The organism is Nostoc sp. S13, from assembly GCF_029379315.1.
Classification (GTDB): domain Bacteria; phylum Cyanobacteriota; class Cyanobacteriia; order Cyanobacteriales; family Nostocaceae; genus Nostoc.
In genome coordinates this window covers 1-21,199 of record NZ_JAQYWQ010000094.1, presented here as the reverse complement: position 1 = coordinate 21,199, position 21,199 = coordinate 1, and the positions used below count along the sequence as shown (strand labels likewise).

The window sequence follows — 21,199 nt, the reverse complement described above, 5'->3', positions numbered from 1 at the left end:
CTGGAAATGGTAAATTCAAAACAAGCAAAGGTGTTGATATGGCTCAAGCTTTACCCAAACTATTTACCTTTGAAGAATTTATTGTATGGCTGCCGGAAAACACTGGAAAACGGTACGAATTACACGATGGGATAATTGTAGAAATGTCTCAGCCCAATGGAAAACATGAAAAAGTTACGGTATTTTGAGCAGGAGAAATTACCGTTGAATATAAGCGATTAAAAATTAAAATTGCCATACTTCATACCCAAAATAGCATTAGTAAAACCACCGAAAAAATCGTCTGGTTACTCGCCAGATGTGGTTTTAATCAACGATAATAATCTACACAACGAGGAATTTTGGGGAAAAAATTTCCTGTGAATCAAAGTGAATCCATTCCTTTAGTTATTGAGATTGTAAGCACAAATTGAGAAGAGGATTATTACACCAAATTAGGGAATTATGTTCGCGTAGCGTCTCGAAGAGAAGCAATGAAGATTCCCGAATATTGGCTCGTTGATTATGCAGCTTTGGAGGCAAGAAAATTTATTGGTAATCCTAAACAACCAACTATTTCCATTTATAATCTTGTTGATGAGGAATATCAAGTCGCTCAATTTAGTAATTCTGAACGTATTATATCCCCTAGTTTTCCAGATTTAAACCTGACTGCTAATCAGATTTTTAATTGTGCTTTGTAGAGCATTTTTTGATCTACACTCAAGGTAAATCCCGATAAGATGCTGATAATTGCTAATTGTTTTGATTCCAGGAAATAGGTGTTAGCTAGACGACAATTTCGGGAATCCTAATATCAGAAGTTAATGGGATTATTTCTGGTATGAGAACTATGTGCAAAGGGATAAGCTTCCGGTTTGACGCTTTTCTATTTATATTAACAACTGGGTTATTCACTCCAGGGATGATGCGCTCGGCGATCGCACAGGTGACATCTGACGGGACTACAAATACCATTGTCAACCAAAGCGGTAATAATTTCACAATTATTAACGGTATTGATAAAGGTAATAATTTATTTCATAGCTTCAATAATTTCTCTGTACCTAGGGGTGGTTCAGCCAGATTTGATTTAATTAACACCCCGAACATCTCCACGATTTTCAGTCGAGTCACAGGGGGCAGTGTTTCCAATATTGATGGTTTGATTCAGACGATTAACAGCAAGAACCCCGTTAGTTTGTTGTTGATCAACCCTAGTGGGATAATTTTTGGAGCCAATGCCCAACTAAACATCGGGGGTTCGTTTATTGGTACAACTGCCAACAGTATTAAATTTGCCGATGGTGTTGAATTTAGTGCGATTAATTCCCAAGCTACCCCACTGTTGAGCATCAATGTTCCCCTTGGATTGCAACTGGGCAGCAATCCTGCATCAATAACCGTTCAAGGCACAGGACACTCCTTGACCAAGCCCAGGGGATTGGGTCTTGTCACTCGAAATCCGAGTACTACAGAATTGCGGGTACAGCCGGGAAAAACCTTAGCTTTGGTGGGTGGCAATCTGGATTTAAATGGGGCAACTCTCACCGCCCAACAAGGGCAAGTAGAATTAGGCAGTGTGAGTGGTGCAGGGTTGGTTAATTTAATCCCAACTCCACAGGGCTATACTTTGGGATATGAAAATGGGCAAAGCTTTGGTGATATTCAGCTAGCAGGGCGATCGCTATTAGATATCAGCGGGGTGAATGCAGGTTCGGTTCAAATTCAGGGTAAGCAAATTCAATTCACCGATGGCTCTCTGGTGCTGGCGCAAAATTTTGGCAATCTCCCCGGCGGTGACATTCGCCTTCAGGCTACAAAGGCGATTGATCTGATTGCCACAACAGCTGATGGTGCAATTCGGAGCGGGGTGAATAGTGAAGCTGTGGGTATCGGAGCTAGTGGGAACATCAGCGTCATTACTCCCAGGCTGACCCTGAAGCTGGGAGCGGGGTTGAATAGCACAACTCTTGGAGCAGCTCCTAGTGGCAATATCCATATTGATGCAACTGCGATCGATGTGTCTGGCTTTTCAGGCACTAATCCTGCTAACGTTACTACCATTAATACTGCTACATTAAGTATTGGGAATGCGGGTGATGTTTTCGTAAATGGCAATAGTCTACTAATATCAAGCGGTGCCTCACTGTCTTCGGCTACCTTTGGTGGTGGATCTAGCGGTAAAGTGACGATTCGCAACACCAACACCACAGTCATGGGAGAAAGCCCCTCTGGACTTTACAGCAATATTAGCTCAACTACATTAGCAACCGGAAGTGGGAAAACCTTAACACTGGATACTGGCAAATTGCAAATTTTAGATGGAGGAGTAGTTGCCACAACCGCACTTGTTGCAGGTAATGGGGGAGATTTGAGCATCAATGCTACTGAATCGATCGCAATCAGTGGTCAAGGTCAGGCAAATAGTAGCAGCATTAACGCCATCGCCATCCGCCTCAATCCGTCATTGCGGAAGCAATTCGGTCTGCCAGATATACTAACGGCGAATGCCGGCACTGTGAGCATTACCACACCGAACCTAATGCTGACAGATGGCGGGACAGTTAGTGTCACTAGTCAAGGCAGTGGAAATGGTGGCAGTCTCAAAATCACAGCCAATACCATCCGATTAGACCGTCAAGGAAGCATCCAGGCACAAACAGAATCAGGTAATGGAGGTAATATCGGCTTAGAAGTTGGGAAATTGTTGGTGCTGCATCACAATAGCGCGATCACAGCAACAGCAGGTGGTAATGGTAATGGAGGTAATATAAACATTAATGCACCCATCATCCTTGGATTAGAAAACAGTGACATTATTGCTAATGCTATTAAAGGTCGGGGGGGCAATATTCAAATCACCACTCAAGGCATCTTTGGGCTAAAATTCCGTGACCAACTCACACCTGATAGTGACATCACCGCCAGTTCGCAATTTGGGTTGAGTGGCACTGTTGAAGTTAATACTATCGGCGTTGATCCAAATTCGGGTTTAGTCGAACTACCAGCAAATGTCACCGATTCATCCCAGCAAATTACTACAGGTTGTTCTAATACGAATGGTAGTAGTTTTGTCGCCACGGGACGGGGTGGTGTGCCGCAAAATCCCCTTCAAGAAGTGATGAGCGATGTCTACGACGGGCTACGCCTACGCACTTGGTCTGATGTGCGCGACATCTCTGCATACCGCAAAACCCAGAAGGTACAAGCACAAATCCCTGAATCCCCAGAGGTTCTTATCCAAGCTACTTCCTGGCATCGCAATACCCAAGGCAAAATCGAGTTAGTTGCAGATAAATCTCCTACTCAGGTGCAGCAACCATTAACCTGTGCTGCTGTTACCAAAAGTTAATCATGTTATTAATCATGCCCTAAAAGGGAACTCTAACTTGAAATCAGTTAAAGGAAGTTTCTGGTATGAGAGCGATGTCTACGCCAGGCTACGCCTACGCTTTTCTATCTACACTCACAATCGGGTTCTTGAGTTCCGCTCTGTTACTACCAGCGATCGCTCAGGTTACATCCGATGGTACCCAAAACACCAGTGTCAATCCAAATGGTAATAATTTCACAATTATTAACGGAATTGAAAAAGGTAATAACTTATTTCACAGTTTCAGTAATTTCTCTGTGCCTACGGGTGGTTCCGCTAGCTTTGATTTAACTAACACGCCAAATATTATTACCATATTTAGTCGGATTACAGGTGGGAATGTTTCTAATATTGATGGCTTAATTCGCACGCTTAATAGTAGTAATCCAGTGAGTTTGTTTTTGATGAATCCTCATGGGATTGTGTTTGGTCAAAATGCCCGCTTGGATATTAGTGGTTCATTTGTCGCCACCACCGCCAATAGCATCAAATTTGCTGACGGTATAGAATTCTCTGCCCAATCTTCCCAAGGCAACTCCCTGCTCACCATAAGTGTACCGATTGGGTTGCAAATGGGGTCAAATCCGGGGGCAATATCTGTACAGGGAAAGGGGCATGGTTTGGCTCAACCTTCATTTTTTTCCCCCATTATTCAGCAGAACAGCACTACTGGCTTAAGAGTTAGCCCTGGAAATACTCTGGCGCTGATCGGTAGCGCCATCGCTCTCGATGGCGGTGTGTTACTTGCACCTTCAGGACACGTTGAACTAGGGAGTCTCAGTAACGGCAGTGTCGGTATCAATACTGGATTTCCCCGATGGAATTTCGACTATGGCAATGTTCAGCAATTTGCTGATATCCGTCTTTCACAACAAGCTCTAGTCGATGCCAGTGGTACTCCAGCGGGGTCTCTGCATGTGCAAGGTAGAAATATCAGTTTGCTACAGGGTTCTGTTGCCCGATTACAAAATTTGGGCGGGACAGCACTGGGTGATTTAGTCATCAATGCCAGCGGTCTGTTAGAAATGCGGCAAGTGGGAACCTACGGATTTCCGAATAACTTACTCAGTGTCGAGAACATGGGAACCGGCACTGACAGCAATCTGATCGTTTCTGCCCAACAGTTACAAGTGCAAGATGGTGGAGTGATTACCACAAAAACCTTTAGTGCTGGAGCAGGTGGTAATATAAGCATCAAGGTGCTAGATTCCATCGATTTGAATGGTTGGTCGGCGATCAATCCCACAGTTGCTACTGCAATCGGAGCAGCAACCCTGGCGCATGGACCGGGTGGGAATCTCACAATAGCCAGCAAGCAATTCAGGCTCGCCAATGGAGCCGCTATTTTAAACCTCACAGCCGGAACCGGATTAAGCGGCAATATCGCTCTTAATGCCACGGAAAGAATTGAAGTATCTGGAGAAAATCCGATTATTTATAGAACGAGTGCGATATCAACAACCACACTGAATCAAGGTAATGGGGGAAACTTGATCGTGACAGCACCTCAAATCATGATGCTGGATGGAGGTGGTATTGGCACGAGTACCTTAGCGAGTGGTAATAGTGGAGATATCACAATCTCAGCTTCAGATGGTATTACAATCAACGGCGTTGCACCCGCCTCTGCTCAACCCAGTCGGATTGTCGCTAGGGCAGAATTGTTGCCTGAGATTCAGCGACAAAGCTATGGTTTACCGTCCTTTCCCACAGGCAATGCTGGAGCTTTAGTCCTAAATACCTCACGTTTACAGGTGAATGATCGCGCTATTATTGGCGTTGATAACCAGGGAATAGGGAATGCCGGAAATCTACAAATTAAAGCCGATCAAGTAATACTTAATCATCAGGGTATGATTACGGCTGCAACTGAATCTGGCGAGGGTGGCAACATTACCCTAAACATAAAAGAGTTATTGTCCCTGCGACATAATAGCGCCATAACTACGACGGCGAAAGGAATTGGCAATGGCGGTAACACAACGATAAATGCTCCAGTAATTGTTGGTTTAGAAAACAGTGATATCATTGCCAATGCTTTGACTGGTAACGGCGGTAACATCAACATCAAGACCCAAGGCATATTCGGGCTAAAATACCGTAACCAACTCACAACAGAAAACGATATCACCGCCAGTTCCCAATTTGGCATCAATGGTACGGTAGATATTAATAATTTTGGTGTTGACCCCAATTCTGGTTTAGTGCAATTACCAGCAAATATAACCGATCCTTCCCAGCAAATAGCCACAGGTTGTTCTAATAATACTGGCAGCAGTTTTGTGGTAACAGGACGGGGTGGAATACCCCAAAATCCCAGTCAACAATTGACGAGTGATGTTTACAACGGGCTACGCCTACGCACTTGGTCTGATGTGCGCGACATCTCTGCATACCGCAAAACCCAGAAAGTACAAGCACAAATACCTGAATCTCCAGAGGTTCTTGTCCAAGCCACTTCCTGGCATCGCAACGCCCAAGGCAAAATCGAGTTAGTTGCAGATAAATCTCCTACTCAGGTGCAACAACCATTAACCTGTGCTGGGATTTCCAGATAACATATAGCAGTCCTAAATCATTTGTGAAAGCTTCTCTTTCTTTTATTGGCGCTCTTAGCGGTTCGTTAATTTTCACAACTCAGATAGGATCGCTATAATACTGTATTCAATTAGAAATCCTCTAAACAAAGTAATAGCTCTATGTCGTACAGCGAGTTTAGTCTAGCTAAAGCCAAACAAGCTTTTGGCTTAACTACGTTAGAAAAACGCGATATTTTCGCTGCATCTGCCGAATTAGCTGCCAGTGATTTACTCACAGAGACACTCAATTATAACCTAGCGATCGCATTGGGCAGTAACAGTGAAAAAGCCCGTTCTGAATTAATTATTGCGCCAATTTTAGTTGATTTACGCCGACAATTAAACGAGCGTATTAGTTTATTTTCAGGGGTAGATTTTACTGTTGACGAAACCAAAGGATTAAACGGTACTTGTGATTTTATTATTACTAAATCTCCAGAAGTTTTGATTGTGACAGCGCCCGTAATTACGGTCGTAGAAGCTAAAAAAGAGAATATTAATGCCGGTTTGGGTCGATGTGCAGCAGAAATGGTCGCAGCCCAAATTTTTAATCAGCAAGCAACAATAGAAATTAAAGCAATTTACGGAGCAGTAACAACAGGTAGCATTTGGCAATTCCTGAAATTAGAAGGACAAATATTAACGATTGATTTGAGTGAATATTATCTCAAAGATGTGAATAAAATTCTCGGTATTTTAGCTAGTGGCATTTTTCTAGAAACACAAGCAACTGATATTAATTTAACAAAATTTAGGGGTCTAATTGCCCAAAGCGATCGCGATACTGCTGGAGCAGCGCTTGCATATCCTGCAATTGTTGCTCCGCCTGCTCTGCGCGTTGACGTTCCTGTTCTGCGCGTTGCTCCAACTCCACGGAACTCAAAAATTGCCGGCCATCAGGACGGTAAATCACCAGTTCATGGTTGCCTACTGCAAACCGAATCCCCAACAGAGGACTCGTCCAGCCATCCATCTGAGCAATTGGTAATAACTGTTCATCTTGCCGTCGCCAACCTTTGAGTTCATAGCGGTCTGGGTCATACTGATAGTATTCTTCCACCCCATAGGTTTGGTAAAACTCTAGCTTGCGTTCTATCTCATCTGCATTGTTGCTGGGTGAGAGAATTTCGTATACCACTTGTGAGGCAATGTTGTCTTCCTGCCACTGTTTGTAAGACCCCCGCCGTCCCTTCGGTCTACCAAACACCACCATTGTATCCGGTGCAACTGGTGAGATTAAGCGTGATTTCACCGGGAACCATAGCAAATCTCCCGCCACAAACACGTTACGTTCATCAGCAAATAGAATTTCCAGATTTTCCTTAATCAGGACGATCCAACGAAACTGTTCAGTATTGTCTGCCATTGGTTTGCCGTCGCTGTCGGAGAAATGCAAATCTGCATCGGTGCGAAAGAAGGTGGTCATAGGTTAACCCGGAATCACACATTAATTGTATGCGATCGCCCATAACCTGATAGATCCGATTAGAAATTGGGCAATATGACTCTATTGATATCTCAAATACTTTTAATGTGAGTGATTGCTCAAAATAAAACCTTGGTAATTTTTTATGGCTTTCCAAATTAAACAAACTCGTTGGCTATATATCAGCCTCAGTATTTTAAGTTTGTGTTTAGCATTTACCATTACACCTGTAAAAGCATTTCCACCAGTAACAACCCCAGTTTTCTCTTCTTCCCAACCAACCAACGGGCTACAACAAGGACGGAACTTCTACCAATCGGGACGCTTTGCAGAAGCAGTGACAATTTGGCAAACGGCAGTACAACAATACCATACCCAAGGCGATCGCTTAAACGAAGCCTTGAGCTTGAGTTACCTTTCACTGGCACAACAGGAACTTAATCAATGGCAAGCAGCCCAACAGTCTATTGAGCAAAGTCTGAAACTATTGCAAACCTCTATTCCCTCTGCTGATGCCATTCTTTGGGCACAAGCACTCAATACCCAAGCAAATTTGCAATTGCACGCTGGCAAAGCTGAAACCGCCCTGGAAAGTTGGCAACAAGCTGAAAAGTTTTATGAACAAGCAGGCGACAAAATGGGTAGCTTGGGTAGTCAAATCAATCAGGCACAAGCTTTACAAAGTTTAGGATTTTACCGACGTTCTAAACAACAGTTAGAGATGCTGACTCAAAAGCTGCAAGGGATGCCGGATAATGAAATCAAAATTAGTGGATTGCAATCGCTTGGTTTAGCCCTGGAAATGATTGGCGATGGCAAAAATCAACAGATTTTAGCGCAAAGTTTCGCGATCGCTAGTAAAATTGCAGCCAAACCCTACTTGAGTTCTATCCTGATCAGCTTGGGCAAAACTGCCGTTGACTTGCAAGATCCAAACGTGGCATTTGATTACTTTGAACAGGCCCAACTCTTAGCTACCAATCCAGGTGATCAGTTACAAGCGCGTTTAGCTGAGTTGAAACTTTTTTTAGATTACGATAAACCTGAGTTGGCTACCGCACTCGCACCGCAACTACTCCAACAACTTCGGGAACTGCCCCCCAGTCACACCTCCCTCTACGCAGCGATTAATTTTGTTGCTACCCTCAATCGCCAGTCAAATCCTGACCAAATCTTACCGCTCAAAGATTTGGCGCAACTGATGGCAGTCACAGTCAAGTCTGCACAGCAGATCCAAGATGCTCAGGCAGAAGCTTATGCACTGCATCAGTGGGGAAAACTCTATCTTCGTACACAGCAGGTATCTGAAGCACAGGAATTGGTTCAAAAATCTCTCGATATTGCCCGTAAACTCCAAGCTAACCATATTATTGCTCAATCTGCCTGGCAGGTGGGACAGTTGTATAAGCAACAAAGCGATCGCTCCAAAGCAATTACTGCCTATACAGAAGCCGTCAATGCCTTAAAGGCACTGCGGGGGGATTTGGTGGCTATCAACTCTGATGTCCAGTTCTCTTTTCGCACCAGTGTGGAGCCTGTCTACCGAGAACTGGTTGATTTACTTCTAGAGAATCAACCTACTCAAGCAGAACTCATCCAAGCTCGTGAATTGATTGAGGCACTCCAAATTGCGGAACTCGATAACTTTTTTCGGGAAGCCTGTTTAGATAGAACTCAACAGATTGATCAGGTTGATCCCACTGCAACCGTCATTTATCCGATCATACTGCCAGATCGTTTAACAGTAATCCTCTCCAAAGCAGGGCAACCACTCCGTTCCTATGTTACTCACAAATCTCAAGCTGAAATTGAGCAGACTCTGGACAACTTTTTGGTTGCTCTCAACCCTGTCTCGGATTCCCAAGACCGCGATCGATTGTCCCAACAGATTTATGATTGGTTGATTCGTCCAGCAGAAGGAGATCAAGCATTCATTGATACCAAGACATTGGTGTTTGTTTTGGATGGTCGGTTGCGGAACATTCCCATAGCAGCTCTATATAATGGTAAGCAATATCTCATTGAGAACTATGCTGTGGCGCTCTCACCAGGATTGCAACTGATGGCTACGCGATCGCTTCATCAAAATCATCTGACTGCGATCGTCGGTGGCATTAGCCAATCTCGCGCTGGCTTTAGTGCTTTGCCTGCTGTGGAATCAGAAGTGAAACAAATCTCCAAGGCGGTGTCCTCCTCTGTGTTGCTAAACCAGAAATTCACCAGTCAAGCCCTTGCTGAACGCGTGAAATCGAGTAGCGCCAGTATTGTCCACCTAGCAACCCACGGACAGTTTAGTTCCCGCCTCGAAGATACCTTCTTGCTCACTTGGGATGGACAAGTCAACGTTAAGGAGTTATCTGAACTCCTGAAAAATCGGGGTAGCGATCCATCGAAAGCCATCGAGTTGCTGGTACTAAGTGCCTGCGATACAGCCGCAGGAGACGATCGCGCCGTCCTTGGACTAGCGGGCTTGGCTGTCAAATCCGGCGCTCGCTCAACTCTTGCCACCCTATGGCCCGTCAAAGATCAGGCAGCTGCAATGCTGATGATTCGCTTCTATGACCAACTGCGACAACCCAAAATCACTAAAGCCGAAGCACTAAGACAAGCACAAATTAGCCTAATTCGCCAAACTGATTTCCACGATCCGTTCTTTTGGTCTGGCTTTGTTTTGATCGGCAACTGGACTTAACTAAGTAATAGCACTGGGATATATCTAAAAATAAAGGTTTATTTTTTACAAGTTTTTTGTTGAATTTCGCTATACTGCTAGTAGAAGTTCCTTGATTTGACTTAATTTTAGGAGCGAATCTCCCTAGTCAAAGGAAAGGTATTTTTTATCATATTTTAATTAGACGAGGTAAAAGCTCATGAAACGTCGATATTTAGCTAGTACATTGAGCATCATCGCTCTGATCGCTAGCAGTGCATGGACTAGTGCCCAGGCTGTTACATTTACCCCGCCCACCAACAGTGGCTCTCCTAGTCAAGCAACGGGAGGAGCTTCTCGGGGTAATATGTTTACTCCTACTGCCGGGAAAGGTGCGCCTAGACAAGCAACTGGAGGAGCTTCTCGGGGTAGTATGTTTACTCCTACTGCCGGGAAAGGTGCGCCCCAACAAGCAACTGGAGGAGCTTCCCGAGGCAACCTCTTTACACCTGCTACCGGAAAAGGTGCGCCCCAACAAGCAACTGGAGGAGCTTCCCGAGGCAACCTCTTTACACCTGCTACCGGAAAAGGTGCGCCCCAACAAGCAACTGGAGGAGCTTCCCGAGGCAACCTCTTTACACCTGCTACCGGAAAAGGTGCGCCCCAACAAGCAACTGGAGGAGCTTCCCGAGGCAACCTCTTTACACCTGCTACCGGGAAAGGTGCGCCTCAACAGGCAGATGGAGGAGCTTCTCGCGTTGGTACTTACTACTTAAATCCATCGACTGTAAGTGCAACAGAACCAGCAGCGCTAATCGCCCTCTTGCCCCCAAACTTCTATGGCACAACAGTGTCTGAACGTCCCACAATTCTGGTGTATCTCCCGGTTTCCAATGCCCAAGAAGCCGTGTTCAGCCTCAAGGATGAAGCTGGCAAGATGCAACATCAGATGAACATTCCAGTTGCGGGGAAAGCTGGGGTAATCGCGATCAAGTTACCAGTCAATGCACCCACTTTAACCGTTGGCAAAAACTATCAATGGTTCCTAGCACTCAAAGTAAATGGGGAACTCAGTCCGAGTACGCCTTACGTCGATGGTTGGGTTAAGCGTATCCAGCCCAGCGCTGAGTTGGCAACAGCAATGCAAGAGCAAGATGCTCTCAAGCGAGCTACTGCTTTGGGTAAAAACGGTGTTTGGTATGACTGTGTGGCAACACTTGCAGCGACATACACCGCCCAACCTAACAATGCAACCCTCCGCAAACAATGGGAAGAACTTCTGTCCTCAGTGAGTTTGAAGGAGATTGTAACAGCGAATTTATTAGCATCTATTAAATAATGTCAGGTCAATCCTAGACAAGTTTTAGTGGGGCCTTCGAGATTAATGAGCTGTATAGCACAAATATGTGGCGCAGATTCCAGACTTTTATCCAACGCACTCGCAGCGTTTTGATTATTACTCCCAGCGTTACCTTGACGGTTATGCTTGGGCAATCGTTGGGACTTTTCAATTTACCGGAATGGAAAATTCGCGACGAATGGGTTCGTCAGCGATCGCAAGGGTTGGCTACGCCAACGTCACAGGCGATCGCTGATCAGATTGTGATTGTCACAATCGATGAGCGCGATATCCAATTGGTGCATAAATGGCCAGTTCCAGACTGGGCGCTGGCACAATTACTAGAAAAAATCCGGGCGCAGCAGCCTAGAGCGATCGGATTGGATCTCTATCGAGATTTACCAGAAGGAAGCGGACATGAGCAACTTGTTCAAGTCTTCCGCAACACTCCCAATTTAATCGGAGTTGAGAAAATTACCGGTGAACGCGTCAATCCCCCACCGGAATTGAAAAAAAAGGATCAGGTAGGATTAGCCGATTTAGTGTTGGATAGCGATCGCTTTGTGCGTCGTGCGCTCTTGACAGCTGAAGATGCCAAAGAGAAAAACACCATTAAAGCCGGACTGGCAACCCTTGTGGCTCTTAAGTATCTCGAATCTGAAAGAATTAGCTTAGAAAGCATTGACCCCAAGCAACAAAAGTTTCAGCTGGGCAAAGAAATTTACCTCCCACTGCAAAATCAACAAGCAGGTTATATCGATGCCGATTTAGGAGGCTATCAAATTCTGCTCAACTGGTACCGAACGGAAGCAGCATTTCGGACAGTTGCCATGCGCGATGTCTTAGCTGGGCGAATTCCCGCAGATTTGATGCGCGATCGCATGGTATTTATTGGCTCAGTCGCTTCCAGTACCAATGATTTCTTCAGCACACCCTTCTCTTCCTGGGTATCTGCTCAAAAACCGACTCCAGGTGTCGTTGTTCATGCCAATATTGCTCATCAACTAGTACGAGGGGCAAAAATAGGAAAAGCCAGCCTGCACGGCGTTTCTTTTATTTTTCTCTCACTCGATATTGTTTTTTGGTCTGTCATCGGTTCTACGGGCAGTTGGTGGTTAGCTAGTGTGCGTACTGGGCGACGGATTCCCGGCGGCAAAATTCTTTGGGCAACTGTAGGCATAAGTGGAGCCTGTGTATGGGGTGGCTATGGGATGTTTTTGCATGGTGTTTTAATTCCGGTAACACCCGCCTTAGCCGCGTTTATCGCTAGTGTGATTGCGACAACGAATGCCTATAAACAGCAGAAGTTAGAACAAACAAATGGCCAACTAGAGATTGCCAACAGTCAACTATTGGATTATTCCAAAACCCTGGAGACAAAAGTCGAAGAACGAACTCATGAATTGGTTGAGGCAAAGGAAGCTGCCGATGCTGCCAATCAGGCCAAGAGCGAGTTTCTCGCCAATATGAGCCACGAACTACGCACACCTCTCAATGGCATCCTTGGTTTTGCCCAGGTACTAGAAGCATCGCCAAACATGACAGCTAAAAACCTGGAAGGAGTCGGCGTTATCTACCAATGCGGATCACACCTCTTGATGCTGATCAATGACATTCTCGATCTCTCGAAGATAGAAGCGAGGAAATTGGATTTAGTTGCAACCAGTGTGCATCTGCCTAATTTCTTACATGGTGTGACTGAGATTTGTGGTATCCGGGCTGAACAGAAAGGGATTACATTTAATGTCTTAATTAGCGATCGCCTGCCACTTGCCATTGAAGTCGATGAAAAACGGCTGCGGCAAGTGTTGATTAACTTGCTGGGCAACGCGATCAAATTTACAGATAGCGGTAGTGTGACATTTAAAGTCGAAGTCATTAGTCATTCGTCATTGGTCACTTGTACTGAGCCTTGCCGTTGGCGCAGCCTCTCGCAGAGAAGTATTGGTGAAGAGTCTAAACAAATGACGCCACTTGCTACAAGCCGGGGAACCCTTTCGGCAGTTCCTGATGGGGGAAATCGCCAAAACCGGACTGCCGACGCTCCTAATAACGTCCCTTGCGCTTCTCTACCAGACGCGCAAGGGACGCTAACACCAACGCAGTTGCTCACAGATGACAATGGACAAATCACACATCAAAAGATTCGTTTTCAGATTGAAGATACGGGTATTGGAATGTCACCAGACCATCTCGAAAAAATCTTTTTGCCCTTTGAGCAAGTGGGTGAACAAGGGCAGCGATCTGAAGGTACTGGCTTGGGATTGGCGATTAGCCACAGAATTGCGGCATTGATGGGGAGCCAAATTCAGGTGCAGAGTCACCTGGGCGAAGGAAGTCTGTTTTGGCTGGATTTGACACTACCAATAACCCTTGATCATGACTGGCATCGAGGAGCAATCGCCCCAAATACCGAAAAAATTACCGGGATTCGGGGCAGTGCGCCTCAGATTCTCATTGTCGATGACGATCGCAACCACTGTTCCATGTTGACCAGTCTGCTGCAAGAAATTGGCTGTCGAACCTTGGAAGCGAGCGATGGCAAATATGGGCTAAAGGTGGCAACTGAAGACAATCCAGATGTGATTCTGCTCGATTTAGCCATGCCCAATATGGATGGTTTTGAGCTAATGGTTCACCTGCAAGCGAATCCGCAAACCCGTTCTATTCCGATTATTGTCTCTAGTGCCAGCGTCTTCGAGTCAAATCGGCAGCGGAGTTTAGAGGCAGGGGCAACAGCATTCCTGCCCAAACCCCTCCAGATTGACGAACTACTGAATAAACTGCGATCGCTGTTGGGAGTAGAGTGGATCTATGCCCAATCTTCGCCTCCTAAAGGTGAAAAGATAACTGCTAGTGAATGGGTTCTACCATCCCAGGATGTTTTGCAACAACTTTATCATCTGGCAATGATGGGGGATATCTCGGCGATCGAGGGAATACTAGGAGAGCTAATTGAGCAAAACAGGCAGCTAGCTCCCTTCGCGGCAGAGTTAAGCAAACTCACCGCCAATTTCCAAACTGGAAAAATCCGTAAGTTCCTCAAATCATTTGTCACAACGGAGTTAGATCCATGATCGCTGTTCCTCTCTTGAAACCCATACATATTCTGTTGGTGGATGACAATCCAAACAATCTCAAGCTGCTATCTGAAGCGATTCAGAGGTGTGGCTGGAAAGCCCTCATGGCAACAGATGGAGAATCGGCGATCGAACAAACAGAATATGCCCGTCCCGATCTCATTCTCTTGGATGTGATGATGGCAGGTATTGATGGATTTGAAACTTGTCGCAGGCTGAAAACCAATCCCATCACTCAGAATATTCCGGTGATTTTCATGACTGCCTTATCCGATTCTACAGACAAGGTGGCGGGATTGGAAATCGGTGCAGTTGATTACATAACCAAACCCTTCCAACAGGAAGAAGTCATTGCCCGTTTAAAGTTACACCTGAAAATTTCCCATCTTACCCGCACATTAGAAGAACGTGTGCAAGAGCGTACCGCAGAATTAACTCAATCTCTACAGCAGTTACAACAAACCCAACTACAACTGATCCAGAGTGAGAAAATGTCTACTCTTGGGCAGATGGTTACAGGTATTGGTCATGAGATTAATAATCCGCTTGGTTTTGTGAGCGGAAATTTATTCTATATTGAGGAACATGTAAATAATCTGCTTCGCCTGGTCAGCCTGCAACAGCAGAAGCTACCGCAGCTAGACCGGGAAATTGAAAAGCTTCTTGAAGAAATCGACTTCGAGTATCTGGCAGAGGATCTGCCGAAACTACTAGCATCAATGCGCCAAGGAATTACCCGTCTTAAAGATATCAGCCTGTCTCTGAGAACTTTTGCTCGCACAGATATTTCATCTCAGGTAGAGTTTCAAATTCACGAAGGAATCGATAGCACCTTAATGCTGTTGAAACATCGACTCAAAGGCAATGGCGATCGCCCTAAAATCCAGGTTGTAACCCAATACGGTGATTTACCTGCAATCAGTTGCTATCCCGGACAACTGAATCAGGTGTTCATGAATATCATCGCCAATGCCATTGATGCATTTGATGATCTCAATCAAAACCACTCTGTTCAAGAGATTGCTGCTTGCCCAAATATCATCACCATTACTACATCAGCTGAATCTCAGCAAAAAACCGTCACAATTTGCATTCAAGATAACGGCCCTGGTATGCTTGCTGAGGTGCAAGATCGAATTTTTGAGCAATCTTTCACAACCAAGGCTGTGGGCAAGGGAACCGGGCTGGGATTAACCATAAGCTACCAAATTATTGTCGATAAACACAATGGACAAGTAAACTGCTTGTCAATCCCTGGTGAGGGGACAAAATTTATTATTACTCTGCCCATGTAATATCTCCATACACTGATTTTTACCACCCGATAATAGTCAAAAGTCACACACGGCATAAACAGTACAAAAATGAAGCGATGCCATCTCTGCGAGATGCTGCGTGAACGACGAACGTCACTATCCGTGATGCAGTAGGAATCATCTGATAGTGCAGCAAACTTATATTTCTAAATGTTGAAGTTTATTTAGGATTAGAGATTTTTATGGCTGGCTGGGAATGCTAAATATAGCACCTAACTCTCCTTTTATTTGACAGTGCTGGATACCGCCCATTAGCTTCATGTCCAGTTCACCTTACCACTTAGTCCTAGAAAAATGATACCTGTCCTTCCCGGTTACAAGTTTATTGAAGCACTGCATGAAGGTGTCAATACCGTTATTTATCGCGCTTTGAAGCAGTTAGACCAAACCCTTGCGATCGTTAAAGCCCTTAAAGTCGAGCGATACTGGCTCCGGTATGACAGAGGAAATACGCGATCGCTTATTCGACCCCTTCTTTACGACAAAACTCGTAGGTAGAGGCACAGGTTTAGGCTTATCGATTAGCCACCAAATTGTTGTCTCCAAACATGGTGGTCAGATAATGTGCCTTTCAGCACCTGGGCAGGGAACAGAGTTTATGATTAAAATTCCGATGCGATCGCACCCTCTAGAATTGGCTTTGACGACACCGTGTCATTTTGGCTGCGATTAGTTTAGCTTATTGACAAGAGGATTGTGAGGCATGATTATGTTGGGATCAACAAGCAGCAAGAATAGTCAGCATGTAATTGTTACCCATTGCAGCTCGATTCGATTTTAGGAACCTCTGACGTTTTTACCATCAATGAGAATTACTTGTGCCCCAAATGATTCAACCATCGACTGTACCCATCTCTGAAAACAACGCTCAAATACTTTGGGGTTAATCCTTTCAAATACCCGTCAAAAAGTATCTGGGCAAGGAATACCATTCGGTAAAGCGAAAAATTCCTCTAACCAATCAAGTTTGCTCAACCCATAATTTTCCATGTCTTCCCATCCCTTGCCAGAATAAGCTTTAGTAGTTAAAGGAAGCATATAAAGTTTATGTAAAGCTTAAGTGTTATTAAGCTCAAAAACGCTCTGAATAATCTATCAATTTAACTTATGTATTTTAAAATATATTCTCATACCATAAATGTGTTTTTTTTACCAATAGAAAAATACATTTAAACTTAACTTAACGAAAATCCTGTATGAAGCTGAATGATAACTAATACTAAAAAAACAGTATGTTTGAAAAAATACTTAATTAAAGTTTATAAATTTTTATAACAGGATTAAAAATTACGAATTTTACATTTTTAAGATTTGGTAAAGGAGTTGATGTAACCTTGTACTTCATGATAATTAAATAATTACAGGTGAGTTAAAAATAAAAAAATATGCGGAAAAAAATTAAAGTAAATGAATTTTGACCGAATGACTTGCCATTTGTATAATCAACTAACCAAATCAATAATTGATATTTTGTAAGTAGTATTAGTATTAATTAGGTTAATAGAAGCATCTGTATTTAAACTTACAGTTTTAAGCAATCCAAATTGAACTTATCTAGTACTTCTTTGACTGAGGCCGAACTTAGGCATTAGTTAGAAATTCAGGAAAAATAATATGGCAGTTATTTACGGCAGTACAGATCCTGACACCAAAAATGGGACTTCGGGAGATGACACAATATATGGTTGGGCTAATGGTGGTAATGCCAATAGTTTGTCTGGTAACGACACCCTCAATGGTGCGGCTGGTAATGATAATCTGTTTGGCGGGACGGGAAACGACAGTTTAATCGGTGGTCTTGGCAATGACACACTTGATGGCGGCTTGGGTACTGACAGCTTAAATGGGGGAGTAGGCGACGACACTTATCTGATTGACAGTGGTGCTGATACCATTACGGAGACTGCTAATTCAGGCACAGATACCGTCCGGTCTTCTATCACCTACACACTGGGTGTCAATCTAGAGAACCTGACGCTGACCGGAACTAGCGCCATCAACGGCACAGGTAACAGTCTTAATAACTTCATCTTTGGCAATAGTGCTAACAACATTCTGAATAGCGGAGGAGGCAATGACACCCTAGATGGTAATTTCGGCAATGATATCCTCAATAGTGGTGACGGCAATGATAGTCTACAGGGTGGGCCCGGCAATGACATACTCAATGGAGGGTCTGGAGACGATATCCTCATTGGTGTTTTTCCTGGTAGTCCACTTCCACCTGGATTAGGGGAAACTGATACCTTAACTGGCGGGGTTGGGCTAGATAGATTTGTCCTTGGGGACGCTAGAAATGTCTTCTACGACGATAAAAGCACTACGAATGCTGGTTTTGGGGACTTGGCTACTATTACTGACTTCAACCCTAATGAAGATCGAATAGAACTCAAAGGCTCTCCAAAAGACTACCGCTTGCAATCTCTTGGAGCCAACACACAAATATTGTTAGACAAACCAGGAGCAGAGCCAGATGAGATCATAGGTATTGTGCAGGGGAAAGTGAACCTTAGACTTGATACTAACGACTTCCTTTTCTATGAGCGGGAAAATGCTGGACAAGCTACAAACAATACACTAGCTAGCGCTGAAGGGTTGGGTTCTTTATCATCAGACTCAGATGTTAATCTTTCAGGTGAGTTAGTAACAGTTCAACCGGGGGACAATCCTGATTTCGACTTTTTTACATTTTCTTTAGCAAGTGCCAAAATTATCACTATCAGTGCGGTAACAAGCGATGATACAGTTATCGGACTGTTTAACAATGCTGGGACTTTACTGCAAAGTGACGACGATAGTGGTCTCGATTTTGGGTCATTAATCAGCACTTCACTAGGTGCTGGAACGTACTCAATTTCAGTGAGTAAATATGCTTTCTTTCCTCAAGATGGCGGAACTTTCTCTGGCTCTAGTGACAGCAACTCTGTTCCTTATATGCTAAAAGTTAGTTTGGCATAAAAACGTTATCAACTTCAGGGAGTAGTGACATTAAAAGGCTGATTCAAGGATACTTTTACTACTGGCTAGAGGGAGACAACGACGTGTCCCCCCTTACCCAACAAGAGACTATTGATAAGCTAATACCCATTGCTCATTTCACTCCCTCATCTCTAAAAGTTTTCCCTAATCAAGAAGACTTTGCAACAAAATCATCTGACTATTGTATCAAGAAAATAATGAATAACACTAAATCATCCAACCAAGTTCAACGCAGATTTATCGGTAAGTTCGCTCTAAAAACCTGCTTTTTTGCTGCCAAAACACTGTTATTTACAATAGTTCTATTAAATCATGGCATTACTGAAGTAAAGGCTGCACCTCAAGCCCTGCGTCCTGATATTAAGATTCGCAACATTATCAATACGTTATCGGTCTCTCCTTCTGTTCGGATTGCCAAAGATCCACGAAACAATATCCTCTATTACCTCAAACAAAATGGTGATATTTATCAAGTCAATTTAGCCACTTCTACTAGTACACCTGTCTACAACTCTAGTAATCATAATCTAGCTGAGACTGAAGGTATGGCCATTGGCCCTGACGGTACAATTTATTTGGTTGGCAATGCAGACGTTGGGAATGACCAGACGAAAGCTATTATTGTTAAAGGCGTAATTAATTCGAGTACAGGACAACGTATCTGGTCTATCTTAGCGAAGAGTGCAGGCTATCCCAAAAGCAAAACAGCCTATGACCATCGCTTCAACGGCGTGGTTGTTAGCCCCGATGGTAACTTTATCTATGTGAATAGCGGTTCTCGTACTGATCATGGTGAGATTCAGTCTGCTGGTGGCCTATATCCCAATACTCGCGAAGTAGGATTAACCGCCTGTATAATCCGCCTTCCTAGTAATGGCACAAATCTCTTTCTGGCAAACAATCGAGCAACCTTAAAGACAGCTGGCTATATTTTTGCAGAAGGAACACGTAATACTTTCGATATGGCTTTTGCACCCAATGGGGATTTATTTGGCACAGAAAATGGCCCCGATCGCGACATGTCAGAAGAGTTAAATTGGCTACGTCTAGGTGGTAATTACGGCTTTCCCTGGCGTATTGGTGGGACAGACAATCCCCAACAATACCCCAATTATAATCCTGCCACTGACCGTTTGTTAAACCCCATATTTGGCGCAGTCACAAAAGGCTACTATCGTAACGATCCAACCTTTCCTGTTCGACCTACTGGAAACTTAATTGAACCAATTCCTAATTTTGGACCAGATGCAGACAATTACCGTGATCCTGTAGATGGCAAAGTCAAAGATGCCAGTGTTCTGGGGCAAAGTGTGAGCAGTTTTACATCACACCGTTCTCCTTTGGGCTTAGTTTTTGATACAAAAGGAGTAATGAGTCAAGAATTTAACAAAGATGGATTCATGTTGAGTTGGACGAAAGGCGACCCTACTGGCGATACAATACCAGGCCCTTTTAAAGATGCCGGTCAAGACTTACTGCATTTAAAGTTAACTAAAGTAGGAACTACCAACTATAAACTTAATGCCACGCGCATTGTCCAAGGTTTTAGTAATCCCATTGATGCTGAGATTATCGGCAATAAGATTTATGTTCTGGAATATGGTGGAAATCAAGGAATTTGGGAAATCTCTATCCCCACTAAATAAAGCAGACTGGATACAGCGTATTGCTGATACCATTTCTTTGTAAGGCTGCACCCAATACGCTTGGGTTAAGGCTTAACTCTTTGTCAAATTCAATTTTTTATAACGAACCGCGCTGCCTCTCCTTTGCGGTTCGTTCCTCATATAGTTTGGCGCATCTTCATGCAGAATTGGTATGAGTCGAAATTTCAGTCATTTTCAGACATAGCTAAAACTTCAGGAAACTTTGAACGTTTTTAACAAACTGAACAGCTATAGCAATCCGTGCAGGAGTTGTAAGAAAATTCATCCCCCGGCTATCGCTGTCCCCTCTTGGTAACGGGGGACTAGAGGGGGGTAAGGGACTTCCTAGAAATAAATTATTCAAAGAAACGAACCACTCCAGACGCAGAGAAGCCAGTGCGTTGCGGTGAATCCAGCGCTGTAGGCAACTGGTGAACCCGAAGGGGGGTTCCCACGCCACTTGCTTCTCCCAAGGGGAGAAGCTACGCGAACAAGCCGGGGAACCCGTCCAACGCAGTGGCTCCCCGTTGTAGCAACTGGCGCGACACACAGAGAAGAGAAATAGAGAGGATTTTTGCGTCAGTTTTGGGATATTTTTTATTTGGAAGTCCCTACATTACTCCTGACGTAAAGCTCAAAATTCTCTCTAACCTAGTGATTAGCGTGTTGGGCGGGTTAAGATACCTGAGCTTTTGATATATACATTTTCGCAGTTTTTTACCCCTCTTTTTTATCTCTTTGTGAGAATTCCGGGTTTACACGAACTTGGGTTAGTATAGGACTCCTATTTGATTTCTGAACAAGACTAAGAGAGAATACGGAGAGGTTT

12 protein-coding genes and 2 pseudogenes are annotated in these 21,199 nt (G+C 44.1%); 11 read left to right on the top strand and 3 right to left on the bottom strand.

Features of this window, described 5'->3' with window-relative positions:
* The first annotated feature begins 38 nt into the window (after nt 1-38).
* From PUQ00_RS24090 to PUQ00_RS24075, 4 genes and pseudogenes are all read left to right on the top strand, one after another.
* Nucleotides 39-683 (top strand): annotated as a pseudogene (locus PUQ00_RS24090) (Uma2 family endonuclease).
* A gap of 221 nt (nt 684-904) precedes the next feature.
* On the top strand, nt 905-3,334 hold the full coding sequence (locus PUQ00_RS24085) for an S-layer family protein (protein WP_300421577.1): 2,430 nt from the start codon (nt 905-907) through the stop codon (nt 3,332-3,334).
* Between the two features lie 65 nt (nt 3,335-3,399).
* The gene (locus PUQ00_RS24080; protein WP_300421571.1) at nt 3,400-5,913 is read left to right on the top strand and encodes an S-layer family protein; all 2,514 of its coding nucleotides are present in this window, start codon (nt 3,400-3,402) and stop codon (nt 5,911-5,913) included.
* A 141-nt stretch (nt 5,914-6,054) separates the two neighbouring features.
* A pseudogene (locus PUQ00_RS24075) lies at nt 6,055-6,645 on the top strand (hypothetical protein); the annotation flags it as partial.
* 40 nt (nt 6,646-6,685) lie between these two features.
* Here the strand turns inward: PUQ00_RS24075 and PUQ00_RS24070 are convergent.
* Nucleotides 6,686-7,360 carry a Uma2 family endonuclease gene (locus tag PUQ00_RS24070; RefSeq protein WP_300421570.1) on the bottom strand — a complete coding sequence of 225 codons (675 nt, stop codon included), beginning with the start codon at nt 7,358-7,360 and terminating at the stop codon, nt 6,686-6,688.
* A 145-nt stretch (nt 7,361-7,505) separates the two neighbouring features.
* Between PUQ00_RS24070 and PUQ00_RS24065 the strand changes: the two genes are divergently transcribed.
* From PUQ00_RS24065 to PUQ00_RS24045, 5 genes are all read left to right on the top strand, one after another.
* Nucleotides 7,506-10,052 carry a CHAT domain-containing protein gene (locus tag PUQ00_RS24065; RefSeq protein ID WP_300421568.1) on the top strand — a complete coding sequence of 849 codons (2,547 nt, stop codon included), beginning with the start codon at nt 7,506-7,508 and terminating at the stop codon, nt 10,050-10,052.
* Between the two features lie 178 nt (nt 10,053-10,230).
* A complete protein-coding gene (locus PUQ00_RS24060; RefSeq protein WP_300421566.1) occupies nt 10,231-11,349 on the top strand; it encodes a DUF928 domain-containing protein in 1,119 nt (372 codons plus the stop codon).
* A gap of 65 nt (nt 11,350-11,414) precedes the next feature.
* On the top strand, nt 11,415-14,426 hold the full coding sequence (locus PUQ00_RS24055; RefSeq protein WP_300421564.1) for a CHASE2 domain-containing protein: 3,012 nt from the start codon (nt 11,415-11,417) through the stop codon (nt 14,424-14,426).
* On the top strand, nt 14,423-15,724 hold the full coding sequence (locus PUQ00_RS24050; RefSeq protein ID WP_300421562.1) for a response regulator: 1,302 nt from the start codon (nt 14,423-14,425) through the stop codon (nt 15,722-15,724). Before PUQ00_RS24055 ends, PUQ00_RS24050 begins: the two co-directional genes overlap by 4 nt.
* Nucleotides 15,725-16,136: 412 nt before the next feature.
* Nucleotides 16,137-16,418, top strand: coding sequence for an ATP-binding protein (locus PUQ00_RS24045; protein WP_300421560.1), 282 nt, complete (start codon nt 16,137-16,139; stop codon nt 16,416-16,418).
* Nucleotides 16,419-16,648: 230 nt separating this feature from the next.
* On the opposite strand, the gene PUQ00_RS24040 is transcribed toward PUQ00_RS24045, so the two are convergent.
* Complete coding sequence (locus PUQ00_RS24040) at nt 16,649-16,783, bottom strand: hypothetical protein (RefSeq protein ID WP_300421559.1); 135 nt, start codon at nt 16,781-16,783, stop codon at nt 16,649-16,651.
* 576 nt (nt 16,784-17,359) lie between these two features.
* Between PUQ00_RS24040 and PUQ00_RS24035 the strand changes: the two genes are divergently transcribed.
* On the top strand, nt 17,360-18,703 hold the full coding sequence (locus tag PUQ00_RS24035) for a DVUA0089 family protein (RefSeq protein ID WP_300421558.1): 1,344 nt from the start codon (nt 17,360-17,362) through the stop codon (nt 18,701-18,703).
* 83 nt (nt 18,704-18,786) lie between these two features.
* Nucleotides 18,787-20,370, top strand: coding sequence for a PQQ-dependent sugar dehydrogenase (locus PUQ00_RS24030; RefSeq protein WP_300421556.1), 1,584 nt, complete (start codon nt 18,787-18,789; stop codon nt 20,368-20,370).
* A 205-nt stretch (nt 20,371-20,575) separates the two neighbouring features.
* Here PUQ00_RS24030 and PUQ00_RS24025 read toward each other — a convergent pair whose 3' ends face one another.
* Nucleotides 20,576-20,830 (bottom strand): hypothetical protein, encoded by a 255-nt coding sequence (locus tag PUQ00_RS24025; protein WP_300421554.1) that lies wholly within the window; start codon nt 20,828-20,830, stop codon nt 20,576-20,578.
* Nucleotides 20,831-21,199: the final 369 nt, after the last annotated feature.